Source organism: Thiomonas sp. 13-64-67, assembly GCF_002282795.1.
In the GTDB taxonomy this organism is placed as follows: Bacteria; Pseudomonadota; Gammaproteobacteria; order Burkholderiales; family Burkholderiaceae_C; genus Thiomonas; species Thiomonas arsenitoxydans.
This window is the reverse complement of the sequence record NZ_NCKP01000006.1, coordinates 55,109-70,592: the sequence shown is the minus strand read 5'-3', so window position 1 is coordinate 70,592 and position 15,484 is coordinate 55,109. Positions and strand designations below refer to the sequence as shown.

General features: G+C 65.4%; 17 protein-coding genes. 6 read left to right on the top strand and 11 right to left on the bottom strand.

Annotated elements, in window-relative coordinates:
• Positions 1-48: 48 nt before the first annotated feature.
• A complete protein-coding gene (locus B7X30_RS02875) occupies positions 49-954 on the top strand; it encodes a LysR family transcriptional regulator (protein ID WP_013107192.1) in 906 nt (301 codons plus the stop codon).
• A 9-nt stretch (positions 955-963) separates the two neighbouring features.
• Here B7X30_RS02875 and B7X30_RS02870 read toward each other — a convergent pair whose 3' ends face one another.
• From B7X30_RS02870 to B7X30_RS02860, 3 genes are all read right to left on the bottom strand, one after another.
• A complete protein-coding gene (locus B7X30_RS02870; protein ID WP_013107191.1) occupies positions 964-1,479 on the bottom strand; it encodes a peroxiredoxin family protein in 516 nt (171 codons plus the stop codon).
• Between the two features lie 122 nt (positions 1,480-1,601).
• Positions 1,602-2,198: a phospholipase D family nuclease gene (locus B7X30_RS02865; protein WP_286728890.1), complete on the bottom strand. Its 597-nt coding sequence runs from the start codon at positions 2,196-2,198 to the stop codon at positions 1,602-1,604.
• Between the two features lie 74 nt (positions 2,199-2,272).
• Positions 2,273-2,572 (bottom strand): SWIB/MDM2 domain-containing protein, encoded by a 300-nt coding sequence (locus B7X30_RS02860; protein WP_013107189.1) that lies wholly within the window; start codon positions 2,570-2,572, stop codon positions 2,273-2,275.
• Positions 2,573-3,236: 664 nt separating this feature from the next.
• On the opposite strand from B7X30_RS02860, the gene B7X30_RS02855 reads away from it, so the two are divergent.
• A complete protein-coding gene (locus B7X30_RS02855; protein ID WP_286728887.1) occupies positions 3,237-3,710 on the top strand; it encodes a c-type cytochrome in 474 nt (157 codons plus the stop codon).
• Positions 3,711-3,839: 129 nt separating this feature from the next.
• On the opposite strand, the gene B7X30_RS02850 is transcribed toward B7X30_RS02855, so the two are convergent.
• Together B7X30_RS02850 and B7X30_RS02845 are read right to left on the bottom strand one after the other, a co-directional pair.
• Positions 3,840-5,051: an aminotransferase-like domain-containing protein gene (locus tag B7X30_RS02850; protein WP_286728885.1), complete on the bottom strand. Its 1,212-nt coding sequence runs from the start codon at positions 5,049-5,051 to the stop codon at positions 3,840-3,842.
• A gap of 3 nt (positions 5,052-5,054) precedes the next feature.
• Positions 5,055-6,029 carry a DMT family transporter gene (locus tag B7X30_RS02845; RefSeq protein WP_286728884.1) on the bottom strand — a complete coding sequence of 325 codons (975 nt, stop codon included), beginning with the start codon at positions 6,027-6,029 and terminating at the stop codon, positions 5,055-5,057.
• Between the two features lie 67 nt (positions 6,030-6,096).
• On the opposite strand from B7X30_RS02845, the gene B7X30_RS02840 reads away from it, so the two are divergent.
• The 4 genes from B7X30_RS02840 to B7X30_RS02825 all read left to right on the top strand — a co-directional run bounded on the left by B7X30_RS02840 (position 6,097) and on the right by B7X30_RS02825 (position 9,925).
• Positions 6,097-7,566, top strand: coding sequence for an aminotransferase-like domain-containing protein (locus tag B7X30_RS02840; protein WP_286728882.1), 1,470 nt, complete (start codon positions 6,097-6,099; stop codon positions 7,564-7,566).
• Positions 7,567-7,668: 102 nt separating this feature from the next.
• Entirely contained in the window at positions 7,669-8,364 is a 696-nt protein-coding gene (locus tag B7X30_RS02835) for an ABC transporter permease (RefSeq protein ID WP_013107184.1), read from the top strand.
• Positions 8,361-9,119 (top strand): ATP-binding cassette domain-containing protein, encoded by a 759-nt coding sequence (locus B7X30_RS02830; protein ID WP_286728880.1) that lies wholly within the window; start codon positions 8,361-8,363, stop codon positions 9,117-9,119. Before B7X30_RS02835 ends, B7X30_RS02830 begins: the two co-directional genes overlap by 4 nt.
• Positions 9,083-9,925, top strand: coding sequence for an ABC transporter substrate-binding protein (locus B7X30_RS02825; protein WP_286728878.1), 843 nt, complete (start codon positions 9,083-9,085; stop codon positions 9,923-9,925). The genes B7X30_RS02830 and B7X30_RS02825 overlap by 37 nt, the downstream gene beginning before the upstream one ends.
• A gap of 3 nt (positions 9,926-9,928) precedes the next feature.
• Here B7X30_RS02825 and B7X30_RS02820 read toward each other — a convergent pair whose 3' ends face one another.
• From B7X30_RS02820 to B7X30_RS02795, 6 genes are all read right to left on the bottom strand, one after another.
• Complete coding sequence (locus B7X30_RS02820; RefSeq protein WP_286728876.1) at positions 9,929-10,957, bottom strand: 3-deoxy-7-phosphoheptulonate synthase; 1,029 nt, start codon at positions 10,955-10,957, stop codon at positions 9,929-9,931.
• A 3-nt stretch (positions 10,958-10,960) separates the two neighbouring features.
• A complete protein-coding gene (locus B7X30_RS02815; RefSeq protein WP_013107180.1) occupies positions 10,961-11,884 on the bottom strand; it encodes a restriction endonuclease in 924 nt (307 codons plus the stop codon).
• On the bottom strand, positions 11,881-13,632 hold the full coding sequence (gene aspS / locus B7X30_RS02810) for an aspartate--tRNA ligase (RefSeq protein WP_286728874.1): 1,752 nt from the start codon (positions 13,630-13,632) through the stop codon (positions 11,881-11,883). Before aspS ends, B7X30_RS02815 begins: the two co-directional genes overlap by 4 nt.
• A gap of 79 nt (positions 13,633-13,711) precedes the next feature.
• Positions 13,712-14,350 carry a DUF502 domain-containing protein gene (locus B7X30_RS02805; protein WP_013107178.1) on the bottom strand — a complete coding sequence of 213 codons (639 nt, stop codon included), beginning with the start codon at positions 14,348-14,350 and terminating at the stop codon, positions 13,712-13,714.
• Between the two features lie 87 nt (positions 14,351-14,437).
• Positions 14,438-14,710 carry an FmdB family zinc ribbon protein gene (locus tag B7X30_RS02800; RefSeq protein WP_013107177.1) on the bottom strand — a complete coding sequence of 91 codons (273 nt, stop codon included), beginning with the start codon at positions 14,708-14,710 and terminating at the stop codon, positions 14,438-14,440.
• A gap of 152 nt (positions 14,711-14,862) precedes the next feature.
• Positions 14,863-15,456 carry a type II secretion system protein N gene (locus tag B7X30_RS02795; protein ID WP_286728872.1) on the bottom strand — a complete coding sequence of 198 codons (594 nt, stop codon included), beginning with the start codon at positions 15,454-15,456 and terminating at the stop codon, positions 14,863-14,865.
• Positions 15,457-15,484: the final 28 nt, after the last annotated feature.

Genomic DNA, 15,484 nt, shown 5'->3' with positions numbered 1-15,484 from the left:
GAACATGCGCTAGATTGATGACTTTTACCGACCCAATTTCCGGCGAGCATGGACAAACTCAAACAGTTGGAGACTTTTGTCGCGGTGGCGACCAAAGGAAGTCTGACCGCTGCGGCGCATGCCGAAGGCGTGGCGCCAGCCATCATTGGCCGTCGCATCGATGCGCTGGAAGCGCGCTTGGGCGTCAAGCTGCTGTTGCGCACCACCCGGCGCATCAGCCTGACCGACGAGGGCAGCGCCTTTCTCGAAGATTGCCAGCGCCTGCTGGCCGAGCTGCAGAACGCCGAGGCCAGCGTGAGCGCGGGCGGAGTGAAGGCCAGCGGCCATCTGCGCATTACCGCGCCGGCGGGTTTTGGCCGCCGCCACATCGCGCCGCTGATTCCCGGGTTTCTCGACCAGCATCCCGAGGTGAGTCTGTCGCTCGACCTGACCGATCGTCTGGTCGATCTGGTCAACGAGGGCTACGACTGCGCCGTGCGCGTGGGCGATCTGGCCGATTCTTCGCTGGTCAGTCTGCGGCTGGCCGACAACCGGCGCGTGTGCGTGGCCGCGCCCAGTTATCTGCAACGTCACGGCACTCCGGCCACACCGTCCGATCTCGCCCGTCACCAATGCCTGGCGTATTCCTCCGTGAGCAGCCAGCCGCGCGGCTGGATGTTCCAGGCCGAGGGCGAGATCCTGCATGTGCGCGTGGCGGGTCGCATGGACTGCACCGATGGCGCCGTGCTGCACCAGTGGTGTCTCGAAGGCCGGGGCATCGCCTGGCGTTCGCTGTGGGAAGTGGGCGCCAGTCTGGAGCAAGGCAAGCTCGTGGCGCTTCTAGAAGACTTTGCCGCGCCGCCCAACGGCATCTTCGCGGTCTTCACCCAGCGCAAGCATCAGCCCTTGCGGCTGCGCCTGTGGCTGGACTATTTAAAACACCATTTCACCCAGCCGCAGCGGGCGCCGGTGTGAAACCGGGGCTCAAGCCTGCCGCGCCAGCAGATTGTCGATGAGTTGGTGCAGCTCGGCGAAGTTGGGCGTGCCGACGTACTGCTTGACGATGTGGCCCGACTTGTCGATCAGAAAGCTCGTCGGCGTCAAGCGCACATCCTTGAAGGCCTTGGCCGCCTGCCCGCTGGCATCGAAGGCCACGGTGAACGGTAGCTGGCGCTGCTGCACAAAGTTGCGCACAAACTCAGGGTTGTCGTAGCTCATGGCCACGGCCACGAGGTCGAAGCCTTTGGGGTTGAGCTGGTCGTAGGTCTTCACCAGCTCGGGCATTTCCCCCACGCAAGTGGTGCAGCTCGTTGCCCAGAAATTCACCAGCACCACCTTGCCGCGATAAGCCGAAAGATCGACCGTTTTGCCGTCGAGCAGGCTGAAGCTCGCGTTGGGCGCCTCGGGTTTTTGATCCAGCGCCGACCATCCGAGATAGCCGCCCACAGCCAGAACGGCCAGCACGATGACGGCGATAAGCGATTTGGACAGGGGTTTCATGAAGGCGCCTACAAAAGAAATTCAAAACAAATACAGAAAACCGATTTTAGGCCGCTCAAGCCCTGCGGCATGCAACCCCGCGCGCCTCACGGCAATTCCGGGTATTCGCAAACAATCCGGGTTCAATACGGCAACACAACCGGCTGGCTCAGCGCCCAGTTGCGTTGCCAGTCGGCCAGATACTGCGCAGCCAGCTCGGGCGCATTCCACATCACCAAGACGTTCTCGGCATTGCGATGCGCCGCGGAGTAGGTGTAGTTGAAGCTGCCGGTCTGCACCGTGCGCCGGTCGATCACCATGTATTTGTCGTGAAAGATGGGATAGACGTCGACCGAGCGCACGGCAATGCCCGCGTTGCGCAGAATGCCCAGCGCGTGCCGCGCGTAGCGGGCGTCTTCATCGAAATTGCTTTTCCAGTCCACCAGCACCTGCACTTGCACGCCGCGTTTTTTCGCCTGGACCAGCGCGCGGGCCACGTCGGACGAGGTGAACAGATAAGCGGCCATCTGAATGCTGCTATGCGCCTGATCGATGGCCTGCAGCACCAGCGCCAGCGCGCCGCCCGAAGGCGAGAAGGCGCTGGAGACAGCGGCCTGTGTCGGCAGGGCGAGGGCTTGAGGCGAGCGGGCCTGCGCTGGCAGCGCGCAGGCGGCAGCGAGCAGGGCGCAGACCAGCAAGCGGGCACAGAGAGAACGGGTGGCAAGAGCTTTGAACGACATGATGAATGCGCATGAAAAAGCCCGGCTGCGCCGGGCCTGGACCGCGGGCGTTTTCGGCCCGTGGTGTGGTCAACTCATTTCAGATGCGCGCTGACCAGTTTGGTCATTTCGAACATGCTGACCTGATCCTTGCCGAAAATCGGCTTGAGCTTGGCATCTGCGTTGATCATGCGCTTGTTCGCTGCGTCTTGCAGATTGTGCTTCTTGATGTATTCCCACAGTTTTTTCACCACTTCGGTGCGCGGCAGCGGCGTGGTGCCCACGACGGCGGCCAGATGCGCCGAAGGGGTGAGCGGTTTCATGAACGCCGCGCTGGGCTGACGGGTTGTTTTAGCGGCGGCCGCCTTTTTTGCCGCGGGTTTTGCAGTGGTCATATTGAGTGCACTCCGAGAAGTTGAGCTTGTTATCCACTGGCGTGTCAGCGGCCCGTTGGGGATCGCTGCGCGCCGTGCAGATTCACCGTTGTCATGGATTGCGGGCTGGACAGTCCGGCCCGCTAAAAAGTTGAGCCGATCCATGCCTTCCGGATCTGCATGACTGCGCCCCGATCGGCGCCAACGTGCCGGAGGATCGTGCTCAACCAGCCGCATATTAAGCCGAGCGCGCAGGCGTCCGACGCAGCATGTGCGTTTTTAGCGTTTTGCGCGTTGTTTTGTTGTCTTGTTGGCGCCTGAAGCGACCCCCCCGAAACCCGTCGCTTCGCTCGGCTCTCCCCTCGAGGGGCAAGAAACTCATGAGAAAACGCAGGGCCGCCCCAAGTTTTCTTGTCCACCTCGCGGCTTGCAAGCCGCTCGGATTCGACTCCGTCCAAGCTGCCGCAGGGCAGCTTGGAGCCGCGGGCCTCATCCCCCTCGGGGGGGCTGACGCGAACGCGGCAGGTCTGGGGGCGCTCTCGGGGCGGCCCGGCGAGTTTGTTCAGAGCGCACCGGGGAACCGCGACTGTGCTCTGCAGCGAGGGTCACTTTTGCTTACACTCGCTTCGCCAATTGGCCCTGCGTTTTTCCGCCCATCCGTTTTACTCAGCCAGGAGTCTGTTTCATGAACCCAGCCTCGTTGCATCCCAAAAAGCTGTTCGCCGCCGTGCTTGCCTGTGGTCTGTTGGCCAGTGTGCCGGCGCAGGCGCAGTTCGCCAAACCGCAAGACGCGGTGAAGTACCGTCAGTCCGCCTTCACCGTGATGGCGGCGAGTTTTGGCCGCATCGGCGCCATGGTGCAGGGCAAGGCGCCGTTCGATGCCAAGGCCGCGCTGCAAAACGCCGAAGTCGTGGCCTTCATGTCGCATCTGCCGTGGCAGGCTTTCGGCCCCGGCACCGACTTGCCTGATTCGCACGCCAAGCCTGAAATCTGGAAAGAGATGGACAAGTTCAAGGCCGATGCCAACAAGCTGCAGGAAATGACGCCCAAGCTGGTGGCCGCCGCCAAGACCGGCAAGCTCGACGAGATCAAGGTGGTGTTCGGCGAAACCGCCAAGACCTGCAAGGCTTGCCACGACGCGTTCCGCGAAGAACTCTGAGCGTTTTCTGGGGTTGTCCAGTCCCGCACAAACCCGCCGCTGGCGGGTTTGTTTTTTCAGCGCGTGAGCGTGCCCGTGAAGAGTGGCTGAACCGCGCTACCGACCCAGACCTGCCCGGAGGCGAAGACATCAAGCCGCAAGAACGGATGGGGCATGGCAGGGTTCTGGCGGGTGTGTCGTGGAGAAGACTTCACCCAGGCGGGCAATGGCGGTGTCGATCTGCGCGGGCGTGGCGGTGGCGTAAGACAGTCGCAGCGTATTGCGCGGCACGGTGCCCGCGGCGTAGAACGCCGTGCCGGGCACATAGGCCACTTTGCGTTGCAGCGCCAGCGGCAGCAGCGCGGTGGCGTCGGCGCCTGGCGGCAGAGACAGCCAGATGAACATGCCGCCTTGCGGCGTTTCCCAATGCACGCTGCCGGGCATGTGGCGGGACAGGGCGGCGAGCATGGCGTCGCGCTGCGCGCGGTACAGGGCGCGGATGTGCGGCAGTTGCACATCCAGCAGCCCGCCTTCGAGCACCTTGAGTACCAGGCGCTGCGTCAGACTGGAGGTCTGCAGATCGGCGGCCTGGCGCGCCAGGGCCATCTTGGCAATCACCTCGTGCGGCCCATGCACATAACCCAGACGCAGCCCGGGAGACAGCACTTTGGAGAAGGTTCCCAGCAAAATGCTCTGGCCGGGAAGTTGTGCTGCCACTGGCGCGGGCGGCGGGCCGTCGAACCACAGATCGCCGTAGGGGTTGTCTTCTACCAAGGCGATCGGGCGGCCCCGCAAGGCCTGCGCCCATTGTGTGCGCCGCGCAGCCGTCATGGTCTGTCCGGTGGGGTTGCGGAAGTTGGGCTGCAGATAGACCATGCGCGCGTCACGATGCGCCGGGTCGTCCAGCGTCGGCAGCGCGCCCTCGGCGTCTTCGTCGAGATCGGCAAAGCGTGGGCCGTAGGGCGCGAAGGCTTGCAGCGCGCCGAGGTAGGTCGGGCGTTCCACCAGCACGGTGCTGCCGGGGTCGATGAGCACACGTCCCACCAGATCGAGGCCCTGCTGCGAACCGCTGGTGATGAGCACTTCGTCGGCCTGGGCCGCCATGCCCTGTGCGCGCAAGTGCGCGGCCACCCATTCGCGCAAAGGGGCAATGCCTTCGCTCGGGCCATACTGCAGCGCCCCCTGGGCCTGCGTGTCGAGGACGTCCACACAGGCCGCGCGCAGGGCCTGCACCGGAAAGCTCTCCGGGGCGGGCAGACCGCCAGCCAGCGAGATCATGCCGGGCTGTTCGGTGAGATTGAGCAGCTCGCGGATAGGCGAGGGGGTGTAGTGCGCGCTGCGCTGCGACAGGGTGAAGGTCATGCGTCAACTCCGGGAGTCAGGGATAGGACGAGGAACAGGACGCGACGCATCATGCACTGGCATGCGCCGCGCGACAAAAACGACGGCCAGCACCGCACCGGCGAACAACAGGGTGGTGGCATCGAGCACTTCATGCAGCAAGGCTGCCGCAGCCAGCATCGACAAGAAAGGCTGCAGCAGTTGCAACTGCGAGATGCGCACGGTGCCACCCAGCGCAAGAGCCCGGTACCAGGCCAGGAATCCCAGCCACATCGACACCACGGCGACATAGGCGAAGCCGCCCCAGGCCGAGAGCTGCACCGGGGCTGCGGGCCGCAGCCACCACGCCGCAGGCACGGTGATGGGAAGGCTGAGCCCCAGCGCCCAGCCGATGACCTGCCCGGCAGGGCGAGACCGCGTGAGGTGGCCGCCCAGGGCATAGCCCACCGCAGCCGACAGCATGGCACCCACCAGCAGGCCATCGGCCCAGTGCAGATTCAAGGCGAAGCGTCCGGTGCCGTGCAGCAGGGTGTAGGCCATCACCAGGGCCGCGCCCAGAAAGGCGCAGAGCCAGAACCCGGCAGACGGCCGCTGGCCCGCCAGCAGCGCGCCAAGCGCTGCGGTAAACAAAGGTAGCAGCGCCAGAATGAGCGAGGCATGCACCGCATCGACTTCGCGCAGGGCGATGGAAGTCAGCAGCGGAAAACCGAACACCACGCCGCCAGCCATCGCGGCCAGCAGAGCCCAGTCGCGGCGGCCGGGCAAGGGCGCACGCTGCCACACCAGCCAGACGGCTGCGAGAACACCCGCCACGGCCGCGCGACCGAGCGCCACGAACTCGGGCGAGAGTTGCGGCGCCTGCGTCGAGCCGACGGCCAGACGCGTCATCGGCAGCGAGAGCGCAAACAGACCCACGCCCAGTAGGCCCAGAGCCAGCGCTTCGCCCTGCGCGGAGATCGGTGGCTGCTTTCGAACGGCGGGTGTGGGTGGTGTGGACATGGAACGCAGCTTAGGGTTCAATGCGATACACCACCAATACACTTAATGAGTACAAAACAGCCTCTGTATGGATGAGATCGCCAATACAGTGAACTTGGGTCCCGAGGCGGGGACGCTGCAGCGCCATGCGGCGACGACCTTGGCGGAGCAGCTCAGCGCCCAGTTTTCCGCACGCATCCGCAACCGCTTGCTGCCCCCGGGCAGTCGCTTGCCGTCGGTGCGCGAATGCGCCCGGCGGTACGGGCTGAGCACGCAAACCGTGGTCGCGGCGTATGACCGGCTGCAGGCCCTCGGGCTGGTGGAGGCGCGCGCGCAGCGTGGGTATTTCGTGCGGGCGCCCGGTGACACGCTCGTGCTGGCGCGGCCTCGCGCCACGCAGGCCGATGCCGCTGCGCCCATGTTGGCGCCGACGCACGCCACCGCGCTGGTGCGCGGCATGTTTCATCAAATGGGGGCGGGCGCTGCGGTGGCGCTGCGCGGCGCGCCCGGTTCCGGCGTGTTGCCCGCGCCGTGGCTGGAGAGTGCGGCGCTGGGCGCGGCCTTGCGGCGCATCGCCCGCGCGAACGAACTGGGGCAGGCGTCGCTGCACTATGGGGATCCGCTGGGCGATCTGGCCTTGCGCGAAGCCTTGTCGCGGCAATTGGCCGGCTTGTCTCTGCAAGTGCCGCCGCAGCAGATTCTGACCACCAATGGCGCATCGCAGGCGCTTGATCTCGTGTTGCGCGCCCTCACCCGCCCCGGCGACGCGGTACTGGTCGAGAGCCCCGGCTGGGCGATGCAGTTCGCGCAGATGGCGCACCACGGGCTCAAGCTGCTGCCCGTTCCGCGCGGGGCCGACGGCCCCGATCTCGACCTCCTCGATCAGTTGGCCCGCGCCCATGCGCCGCGTCTGTTTATCTGCGTGAGCGTGTTGCACAACCCCACGGGACAGAGCCTCAGCGCGGCCAGCGCGCACCGCGTGCTGCAGCTCGCGCAGCGTCACGGCTTTCAGGTGGTCGAAGACGATGTCTATGCCGCCTTGGCCGAGCCCAGCAGTCCGCGCATGAGCGTGCTCGATCAACTGGAGCACACCATTTATCTCAGCGGGTTCTCCAAAATCCTTGCGCCCGGCTGGCGTGTGGGCTTTGTCGCGGCGGCGCCCGCCGTCATCGACCGTCTGATCGATCAAAAGTTGCTCGCCGTGCTCACCACCCCCACCCTCACCGAGCGGGTGCTCGCCCATGTGCTGGGACAGGGACAGTTGCGGCGCACCACGCAACAGGTACGCGACCGGCTGGACGCGGCGCGTGCACGCGCGGTGCGGCTGGCCGAGAAAGCGGGCTGTCGCTTCGTCACCCCGCCACGCGGCCTGCTGGGTTGGGTGGACACCGGCGTGGACACGGCCACGCTGTCACAGCGCCTGCTCGACGCCGGTTATCTGCTCGCGCCCGGCCACCTGTTCGACCCGCAGCAGCAGCCTTCCACCCGCATGCGCATCAACTTCACCCAGACGCAGGACGAGGCGTTCTGGCGTGCCTTTGCCGCCGCGCGGCGCTAAAGCCGTATGCGGTCGCCAACACGGCGGACAGCGCGATGAAAGAAACGGCGCGTTGCGATAGTATCCAAATGTACATCGCTCTTTCGCTCATTCCTTCCACCCATGTTCTCCCAGGTCTGGCACTTGCTGGCCGCGGGCGATGCGGCCACTTGGCACATCGTCGGCGTGTCGCTGCGCGTCAGCGGCGCCAGCGTGCTGCTCGGTCTGCTGCTGGGCTTGCCGCTGGGTGCGTGGCTGGCGGTGCATGCGTTTACCGGGCGCGGCGTGGTGGTGGCGCTGCTCAACAGCCTGCTCGGGCTGCCTTCGGTCATCGTCGGTCTGCTGGTGTATCTGCTGTTGTCGCGCAGCGGGCCGCTGGGTGAACTGGGGCTGTTGTTTTCCGTGCCGGCCATGGTGCTGGCGCAGACCATACTCACCACGCCGCTGATCGCCGCCGTCACGCGGCAGATCGTTGCCGAATCCTGGCGGCTGCACGGCGACACGCTGCGTTCCTTGCGCCTGGGGGCGCTGCAGCGCGTGCGTTGGCTGCTGTGGGACTGTCGACATGCCTTAGTGGTGGCCGCCCTGGCCGGGTTTGGTCGCGCCGTGTCCGAGGTGGGCGCGGTGATGATTGCAGGCGGCAATATCGAGGGCTACACCCGCACCATGACCACGGCCATCGCGCTGGAAACCAGCAAGGGCGACCTGCCGTTGGCGCTGGCGCTGGGCGCGGTGCTGATGACGCTGGTGCTGGGGGTCAATGCGGCTGCGGCCCTGTTGCGGCAGTATGCGGCGGCGCGCTATGGGGAGGGCGCATGAACGGCTCTTGCGGCGCTGGCGTGGCTAGCTCGGCGCTGTTTCCCATCAGCCTGCAGGGCGTGGGTTTGCGCCGCGGGGCGAACTGGGTGCTGCGGGGTCTGGATCTGCAGATCGCGCGCGGCGGCATCACCGCGGTCGTCGGGCCCAATGGATCGGGCAAGACCAGCCTGTTGCGCCTCATCCACGGCCTGGAGCGGCCCACCTGCGGTCGCTTGCTCTTTGCCGGTCAGGAGCCGCCGTTGGAGGGCATGGCCTATCCGGGGCAGGCCATGGTGTTTGCGCACACGCCCATGCTGCGCGGCACGGTGACGGACAACCTGCGCCTGGCCTTGACCGGGCGCGGATCAGACCCCGGTTTGATCGAGGCCGCGCTGATCCGCGCCGGGCTGCAGAGCCGGGGGCGGCAAAGCGCCGCCAGCCTGTCTTCCGGCCAGCGTCAGCGGCTGGCGCTGGCACGCGCCTGGATGATGCAACCCGCGCTGCTGCTGCTCGACGAGCCGTGCAGCCACCTCGATCCGCAAGCCAGCGCAGCCATCCTGCAAGACGTGCAGGAACTCGCCGCGCAAGGCATCACCGTGGTGCTCAGCACCCACCGCCCAGATGAAATCGCGCTGGCGCAGCGCGTGCTGCGGCTGGATCACGGCCAGTTGCAGACTTTTTGCGCACCTCAATCACTCAACCCACAGCGCCTCGGCGCCATTCCCCCAGGAGACTCCGCATGTTCACGCGATTTCGTTTGCCATTCATCCGTCTGATCGCCGCTGCGGCGCTCGGACTCGCGTCGCTCGCCGCCGGGGCGCAGACGCCGCCCAGCATCGTCGTCGCCTCGACGACCTCCACCGAGCAATCGGGCCTGTTCGGCCACATCCTGCCGCTATTCACCCGCGACACAGGCATCGCGGTGAAGGTGGTGGCGGTGGGGACGGGACAGGCGCTGGACATCGGCCGGCGCGGCGATGCCGACGTGGTGTTCGTGCACGATCGCGCCGCGGAAGACCGCTTCGTCGCCGAAGGCTGGGGCGTGGACCGGCGTGACGTGATGTACAACGATTTCGTGCTCGTCGGGCCCAAGTCCGATCCGGCCGGGGTCATGCAAGTCAAGACCTTGTCGGAGGCCTTGCGCCGGATCGCTTCGAGCCAAGCCCTGTTCATTTCGCGCGGGGACAAGAGCGGCACGCATGCCGCGGAGCTGCGCGCGTGGAAGCAGGCCGGAATCGACCCGGTGGCCGAGGGCCGGGGCAAGTGGTACCGCGAAATCGGCGCGGGAATGGGGCAGGCGCTCAACACCGCAGCGGCGCTGAACGCCTACACCCTGAGCGACCGCGGCACCTGGCTGGCGTTCAAGAACCGCGGTGACCTGACCATCGTGTTGCAAGGCGAAAAGGCACTGTTCAATCCTTACGGCGTGATGCTGGTCAATCCGGCCAAGCATCCGCAAGTCAAGGCGGCGCAGGGCCGCGCCTTCATCGACTGGATCACCGGCCCGGCAGGCCAGCAGGCGATCGCCAGCTACAAAATCGGCGGTGAGCCGCTGTTCTTTCCCGACGCAAAAAGCCAGTGAATCTCAGAGTTCGCGCCGCTTGCGCACCGCATCGGCCAGAGCGCGCAACAACGGCACGGTGTCGTCCCAGCCCAGGCAGGCGTCGGTGATGGATATGCCCGGCGTCAGCGGCTGACCCGGCTTGAGATCCTGCCGTCCTTCGCGCAGATGGCTTTCCACCATCACGCCTAGGATGCGCCGCTCGCCTGCGGCGATGCGCTGCGCGATGCTGGCGGCCACCTCCATCTGCTTGCGCGGCTGCTTGGCCGAATTGGCGTGCGAGCAGTCGATCATCACCTGTTCGCGCTGCCCGGCTTTGGCCAGCGCGGCGCAGGCGGCGTTGACTGATGCGGCGTCGAAGTTCGGCGCCTTGCCGCCGCGCAGGATGACGTGGCAATCCGCATTGCCGCGGGTTTCGAAAATCGCCGCCACGCCCATCTTGGTCATGCCCATGAAGGCATGGCCGCTGGCGGCCGACACCATGGCATCGGCCGCCACCTGCACCCCGCCGTCGGTGCCGTTCTTGAAGCCCACGGGACAACTCAGCCCCGAGGCGAGCTGGCGGTGGCTCTGGCTTTCGGTGGTGCGCGCGCCGATGGCGCCCCAGGCGATCAGGTCGCTGAAATACTGCGGCGACAGCAGATCGAGAAACTCGGTGCCCGCCGGTAAACCCAGCGAATTGATCTCCAGCAGCAACTGGCGCGCGCGCTGTAGACCCTCGTTGATGCGGAAGCTGCCATCCAGCCGCGGGTCGTTGATATAACCCTTCCAGCCCACGGTGGTGCGCGGCTTCTCGAAATACACTATGGAGCATGGCCCGACCACAACCACCAGCCGGTCATCGCGCCCGTGCAGCACATTCGCGACTGCGGCGCGGCCTTGCTCGACCACGGCCTCGATCTGGGGCGTGACCGGCAGTTCTTCCAGCAGCACCGCAGGCGAGATCAAAGCCCGCACCGCCTTGATGCGGGTATCGTCGATGCGAGTGGTGTCGAGCGTGCCATCCAGCGCGCCGGCCTCGTGGTCATGGGTAGGATCGTCTATTCGGGGCATGGGTCAATCTTCCGCGAAAAAGTCGGAGTCGATACGTTTGAGTTGATAGGTCGCCGCCACCGAGACGCCGAGATCATGTTCGATCATCAGCTCGGCCAGCCGTGGGCCATCGATCAGCACGACTTTGTGCTGCGGGCTGCGGCGGGCGAACTGCTGCGCGTTGTCGGTGAACAGCCCTGTGGTGATGAACACGCCCTTGTTGGCGCCACGGCTGACCAGGGCGCCCAGAAAGTCGCGCAGTGGCGGCTCACCCACTGAGCCCTGCCAGCGTTTGGCCTGAACGTAGATGGAATCAAGGCCCAGCCGGTCTTCGGCGATCACGCCATCGATGCCACCATCGCCCGAGCGTCCGACCGCCTGACCCGCTTCGGCATGGCTGCCGCCGTAACCCATCTTCAATAACAGCTTAATCACGACGCCCTCGAAGAAGCCGGGATCGCAACTTTTCAATCGTTCCAGCAACTCGGCGCTCAACGCTGCATTGGTTTCGTTTGAGATGAGCTTAAAGCGTTCTTCGGGCGGAAGCGTGGGCTCTGTTTCGACAAAATCCACTGCCGATTCAGCGCTAGCGGGCACTTGCTCTTTGCGCCATGCTCGATAGCCTGTTTGCGCCGCGCGGAAATAAGCCTCGGCACCACCGCGCAAGGCAGCGGCCCCAGGTTCTGTGATCTGCCAGACGCCTTTTTCTTTCAAGAGGAATCCCGCCTTGACCGAATCCACCGAAAAGAAATGGAGATACATGCGCCAACGCGGCAGGCCGTTGCTCTCGATAATCTCTTGCGCCCAGTCGTCAAACTCAAGCTGTTGAGCAACTCGGGCGGCCACGTCCCGGCTACGCAGCTTTCCATCAGCTTGCTGCAGCGCCTGCATGGCGGCGAACATGACCCGCGAGCCAAGCGCTTCAGAGCGGGAAAAGAGCTTGCTCATGCAGCCTTAACCGGGCTGGGCGCGTTGGTCAGCAGGCACTGGGCGCGCTGGGTTTTGGGGAAGGCGATGACGTCGCGGATGCTCTGGGCGCCGGTCATCATGGTGACGATGCGGTCCAGGCCGAAGGCGATGCCGCCGTGCGGCGGGGCGCCGTATTGCAGCGCGTCGAGCAGGAAGCCGAACTTGGCGCGGGCCTCGTCGGGGCCGATCTTGAGCGCGGAGAACACCTTGCTCTGCACTTCGGCGCGGTGGATGCGCACCGAGCCGCCGCCGATTTCCCAGCCGTTGAGCACCATGTCGTAGGCCTTGGCGATGCACTTCTCGGGGGCCGTGTCCATCAGTTCTTCATGGCCGTCTTTCGGCGCGGTGAAGGGGTGGTGCACGGCGGCCCAGCGCTGGTTGTCCTCGTCGAACTCGAACATGGGGAAATCGACCACCCAGAGCGGCTTCCAGACGTTCTCGAACAGGCCGTGGCTCTTGCCGAATTCGCTGTGGCCGATCTTGACCCGCAGGGCGCCGATGGCGTCGGCCACGATCTTGGATTTGTCGGCGCCGAAGAACAGCAGGTCGCCGTTTTGTGCGCCGCTGCGCTGCAGGACGGCGGCAATCGCCGCGTCGTGCAGGTTCTTGACGATGGGCGACTGCAGACCATCGCGGCCCTTGCTCACATCGTTGACCTTGATCCAGGCCAGGCCTTTGGCGCCGTAGATCTTGACGAACTCGGTGTAGGCGTCGATCTCGCTGCGGCTCATCTCCCCGCCGCCGGGCACGCGCAGCGCGACCACGCGGCCGCCGGGGGTGGTGGCCGGACCGGAGAACACCTTGAAGTCCACGTCGGCCATCACATCGGTGAGTTCGGTGAACTCCATCTTGACGCGCAGATCGGGCTTGTCGGAGCCGAAGCGGGCCATGGCCTCCGAATAGGTCATGACCGGGTAGGGGTTGGCGAGCTCGATGTCGAGCACGTCTTTGAACACGCCGCGGATCATGGTTTCGAACAGATCGCGGATTTCCTGCTCGTTCAGGAAGGAGGTCTCGCAGTCGATCTGGGTGAACTCGGGCTGACGGTCGGCGCGCAGGTCTTCGTCGCGGAAGCACTTGGTGATCTGGTAATAGCGGTCGAAGCCCGCGACCATGAGCATCTGCTTGAACAGTTGCGGCGACTGCGGCAGGGCGAAGAACTCGCCGTCGTGCACGCGGCTGGGCACCAGATAGTCACGCGCGCCTTCGGGCGTGCTCTTGGTGAGCATGGGGGTTTCGATGTCGATGAAGCCCTGGCCGTCGAGGAAGCGGCGCACCGCCATCGCAACGCGATAGCGCAGCTTGAGGTTGTGCTGCATCTGCGGACGGCGCAGGTCGAGCACGCGATGGGTCAGCCGCGTGGTCTCCGACAGGTTGTCGTCGTCGAGTTGGAACGGCGGGGTGACCGAGGCGTTGAGCACGGTGATGTCGTGGCACAGTACCTCGATCTTGCCAGAGGTCATGCCCTCGTTCTCGGTGCCAGCAGGTCGCGGCCGCACCAGCCCCTGCACCTGCACGCAGAACTCGTTGCGCAGGCCTTCGGCGGTGGCAAACATGGCGGCGCGGTCGGGGTCGCACACCACCTGCACCAGGCCCTCGCGGTCGCGCAGGTCGATGAAAATCACCCCGCCGTGGTCGCGACGGCGATGCACCCAGCCGCACAGTGAAACAGTTTGCCCCAGTTGGGCTTCGGTCACCTGACCGCAATATTGGCTACGCAGACTCATGTTGGAGAGGTACTTTCGGAAAACGGTCCCGCGACTTCAGCGCAGGGGGCAGGAAGGGAAAGGATGGGAGCTCGGGCGCTCAATGCACTTGCGGATTGTTCGGCCCGCCCGGCACGACCACACCCATGGAAATGATGTATTTGAGCGCAGTGTCCACGCTCATCTGCAGCTCGATCACCTCGCTGCGCGGAAACATCAGAAAAAAGCCGGAGGTCGGATTGGGTGTGGTGGGAACGTACACACTGACATGATCGCCCTGCAGATGCCCCGCAACCTCGCCGCCCGGCGTACCGGTCATGAAGGCGATGGTCCACGAGCCCTGATGCGGATACTGCACCAGCAGCGCCTTGCGGAAGGCGTTGCCGCTGCTGGAAAACAGCGTGTCCGACACCTGTTTGACGCTGCTGTAAATGGTCTTGACTAGTGGAATGCGCGCCATCAGCCCGTCCCAGCGGGCCAGCCACCACTGCCCCACCATATTGGCCACGGCCAGACCGGTGAGGAAAATGGCTGCCAGCACCAAGACCACGCCCACGCCAGGAATGTTCACCAGTTTGTCCAGCGCCGGGGCCAGGCCGGGCGCCACCGTGCTCAGCGCGCTGACCATGGCCCGGAAAATGCCGTCGAACACGGCCAGCAACTGCCACAGCACCCAGATGGTGATGGTCAGCGGCAGCCAGACCAGCATGCCGGCGATGAAAATACTTTTCAGGCTCATGGAATGAAACAGCCTTCCGGGGCGCGGAAGGCTTGGGGTTGAGGAAAGGGGCAGGGCGGGTGGATCGCAGCCCTGGAGAGAATGAATTTAATGGCAGGCACACGAGGCGCCGCAGGCCGGGGGCGCGGCACTGTCGGAGGAAGACGCTGCAGCCGCTGTCGATGTTGCCGCCGCGCCACCGCCCTTGAAGTCTGTGGCATACCAGCCCGAGCCCTTGAGCTGGAAACCCGCCGCGGTGACCTGTTTGTGCAGCGCAGGCTTGCCGCAATGCGGACAGACGGTCAGCGGGGCATCGGACATTTTTTGCAGCGCGTCCAGGGTGTGGCCGCAGGCATCACATTTGTAAGCGTAGATCGGCATGGTGGAAACCTCGTCAAAATAGGGGCGCCAGGAAAATCGGCGTTTCAAGTCCAGAATTCCCGTCTTAAATGGGGGCAAACAGGCGCAGAACAATGACGGCATTATAAAAACGCCCCGCCTGTCGGGGCGGCAGCGGCCACGCAGCTTCGGCCTTATCTCTCGTTATCCACCGTAGGCGGCGCGATGCTGGCCGGTGCGATGCCGGGCGGCGCCAGCGCGGGCGGGGTGAATTGCGGCAGACGGGGTGCGACGCTGGGGAAGCCGATGGCTCCGACCTGAGCGCCCTGCGGATCCATTTTGAGCTCCTCACGCACGCCGTCACGTTCCAGCCAGACCATTTTGTAGCCGGTGGCGCGCAAAATCACGCCCGGTGCGATGGCGTCTCCCACGCCGACGGCGCGGGGCGGTTGGCCGTCGATGCCAATCAGCGCCGAGCCGGTATCGCCCCCGGCAATCACCCCGTACAGCCGAAAGCGGCTGGGTGCGGCGGGGGCGCTGGCCGCGCCCACCGGTGTGGCGCCAAACAGGCGCGCGGCCTGCTGCGCGGCCTGCTCGGGCGACAGCGCGCCGATGAGTTGGGCATCAGCGGGAACCGTTTGCGGCGAGGCGACCAGTCGCAGCACCCAGGTCACTGCCAGCGCTGCGCAGGCGAAGGCGAGAACGACGCTCAGCAGCGCCGCGGCCCGGCGGCTGCCGCGGGTAGAAACGCCACTGGGCGCAGGGAATGAGGGTGAGGTGCGCAACATGAGACACTTATTATCCGCGCAGAACGTG

What these genes read in the sequence shown, in the direction of transcription:
- B7X30_RS02820 (WP_286728876.1), bottom strand. Translation starts at nt 10,957, where the DNA reads ATGCCCCGAATAGACGATCCTACCCATGACCACGAGGCCGGCGCGCTG.
- B7X30_RS02860 (WP_013107189.1), bottom strand. Translation starts at nt 2,572, where the DNA reads ATGACCACTGCAAAACCCGCGGCAAAAAAGGCGGCCGCCGCTAAAACA.
- aspS (WP_286728874.1), bottom strand. Translation starts at nt 13,632, where the DNA reads ATGAGTCTGCGTAGCCAATATTGCGGTCAGGTGACCGAAGCCCAACTG.
- B7X30_RS02800 (WP_013107177.1), bottom strand. Translation starts at nt 14,710, where the DNA reads ATGCCGATCTACGCTTACAAATGTGATGCCTGCGGCCACACCCTGGAC.
- B7X30_RS02870 (WP_013107191.1), bottom strand. Translation starts at nt 1,479, where the DNA reads ATGAAACCCCTGTCCAAATCGCTTATCGCCGTCATCGTGCTGGCCGTT.
- B7X30_RS02805 (WP_013107178.1), bottom strand. Translation starts at nt 14,350, where the DNA reads ATGAGCCTGAAAAGTATTTTCATCGCCGGCATGCTGGTCTGGCTGCCG.
- B7X30_RS02830 (WP_286728880.1), top strand. Translation starts at nt 8,361, where the DNA reads ATGAACGGCTCTTGCGGCGCTGGCGTGGCTAGCTCGGCGCTGTTTCCC.
- B7X30_RS02815 (WP_013107180.1), bottom strand. Translation starts at nt 11,884, where the DNA reads ATGAGCAAGCTCTTTTCCCGCTCTGAAGCGCTTGGCTCGCGGGTCATG.
- B7X30_RS02795 (WP_286728872.1), bottom strand. Translation starts at nt 15,456, where the DNA reads ATGTTGCGCACCTCACCCTCATTCCCTGCGCCCAGTGGCGTTTCTACC.
- B7X30_RS02840 (WP_286728882.1), top strand. Translation starts at nt 6,097, where the DNA reads ATGGATGAGATCGCCAATACAGTGAACTTGGGTCCCGAGGCGGGGACG.
- B7X30_RS02865 (WP_286728890.1), bottom strand. Translation starts at nt 2,198, where the DNA reads ATGTCGTTCAAAGCTCTTGCCACCCGTTCTCTCTGTGCCCGCTTGCTG.
- B7X30_RS02835 (WP_013107184.1), top strand. Translation starts at nt 7,669, where the DNA reads ATGTTCTCCCAGGTCTGGCACTTGCTGGCCGCGGGCGATGCGGCCACT.
- B7X30_RS02825 (WP_286728878.1), top strand. Translation starts at nt 9,083, where the DNA reads ATGTTCACGCGATTTCGTTTGCCATTCATCCGTCTGATCGCCGCTGCG.
- B7X30_RS02850 (WP_286728885.1), bottom strand. Translation starts at nt 5,051, where the DNA reads ATGACCTTCACCCTGTCGCAGCGCAGCGCGCACTACACCCCCTCGCCT.
- B7X30_RS02845 (WP_286728884.1), bottom strand. Translation starts at nt 6,029, where the DNA reads ATGTCCACACCACCCACACCCGCCGTTCGAAAGCAGCCACCGATCTCC.
- B7X30_RS02855 (WP_286728887.1), top strand. Translation starts at nt 3,237, where the DNA reads ATGAACCCAGCCTCGTTGCATCCCAAAAAGCTGTTCGCCGCCGTGCTT.
- B7X30_RS02875 (WP_013107192.1), top strand. Translation starts at nt 49, where the DNA reads ATGGACAAACTCAAACAGTTGGAGACTTTTGTCGCGGTGGCGACCAAA.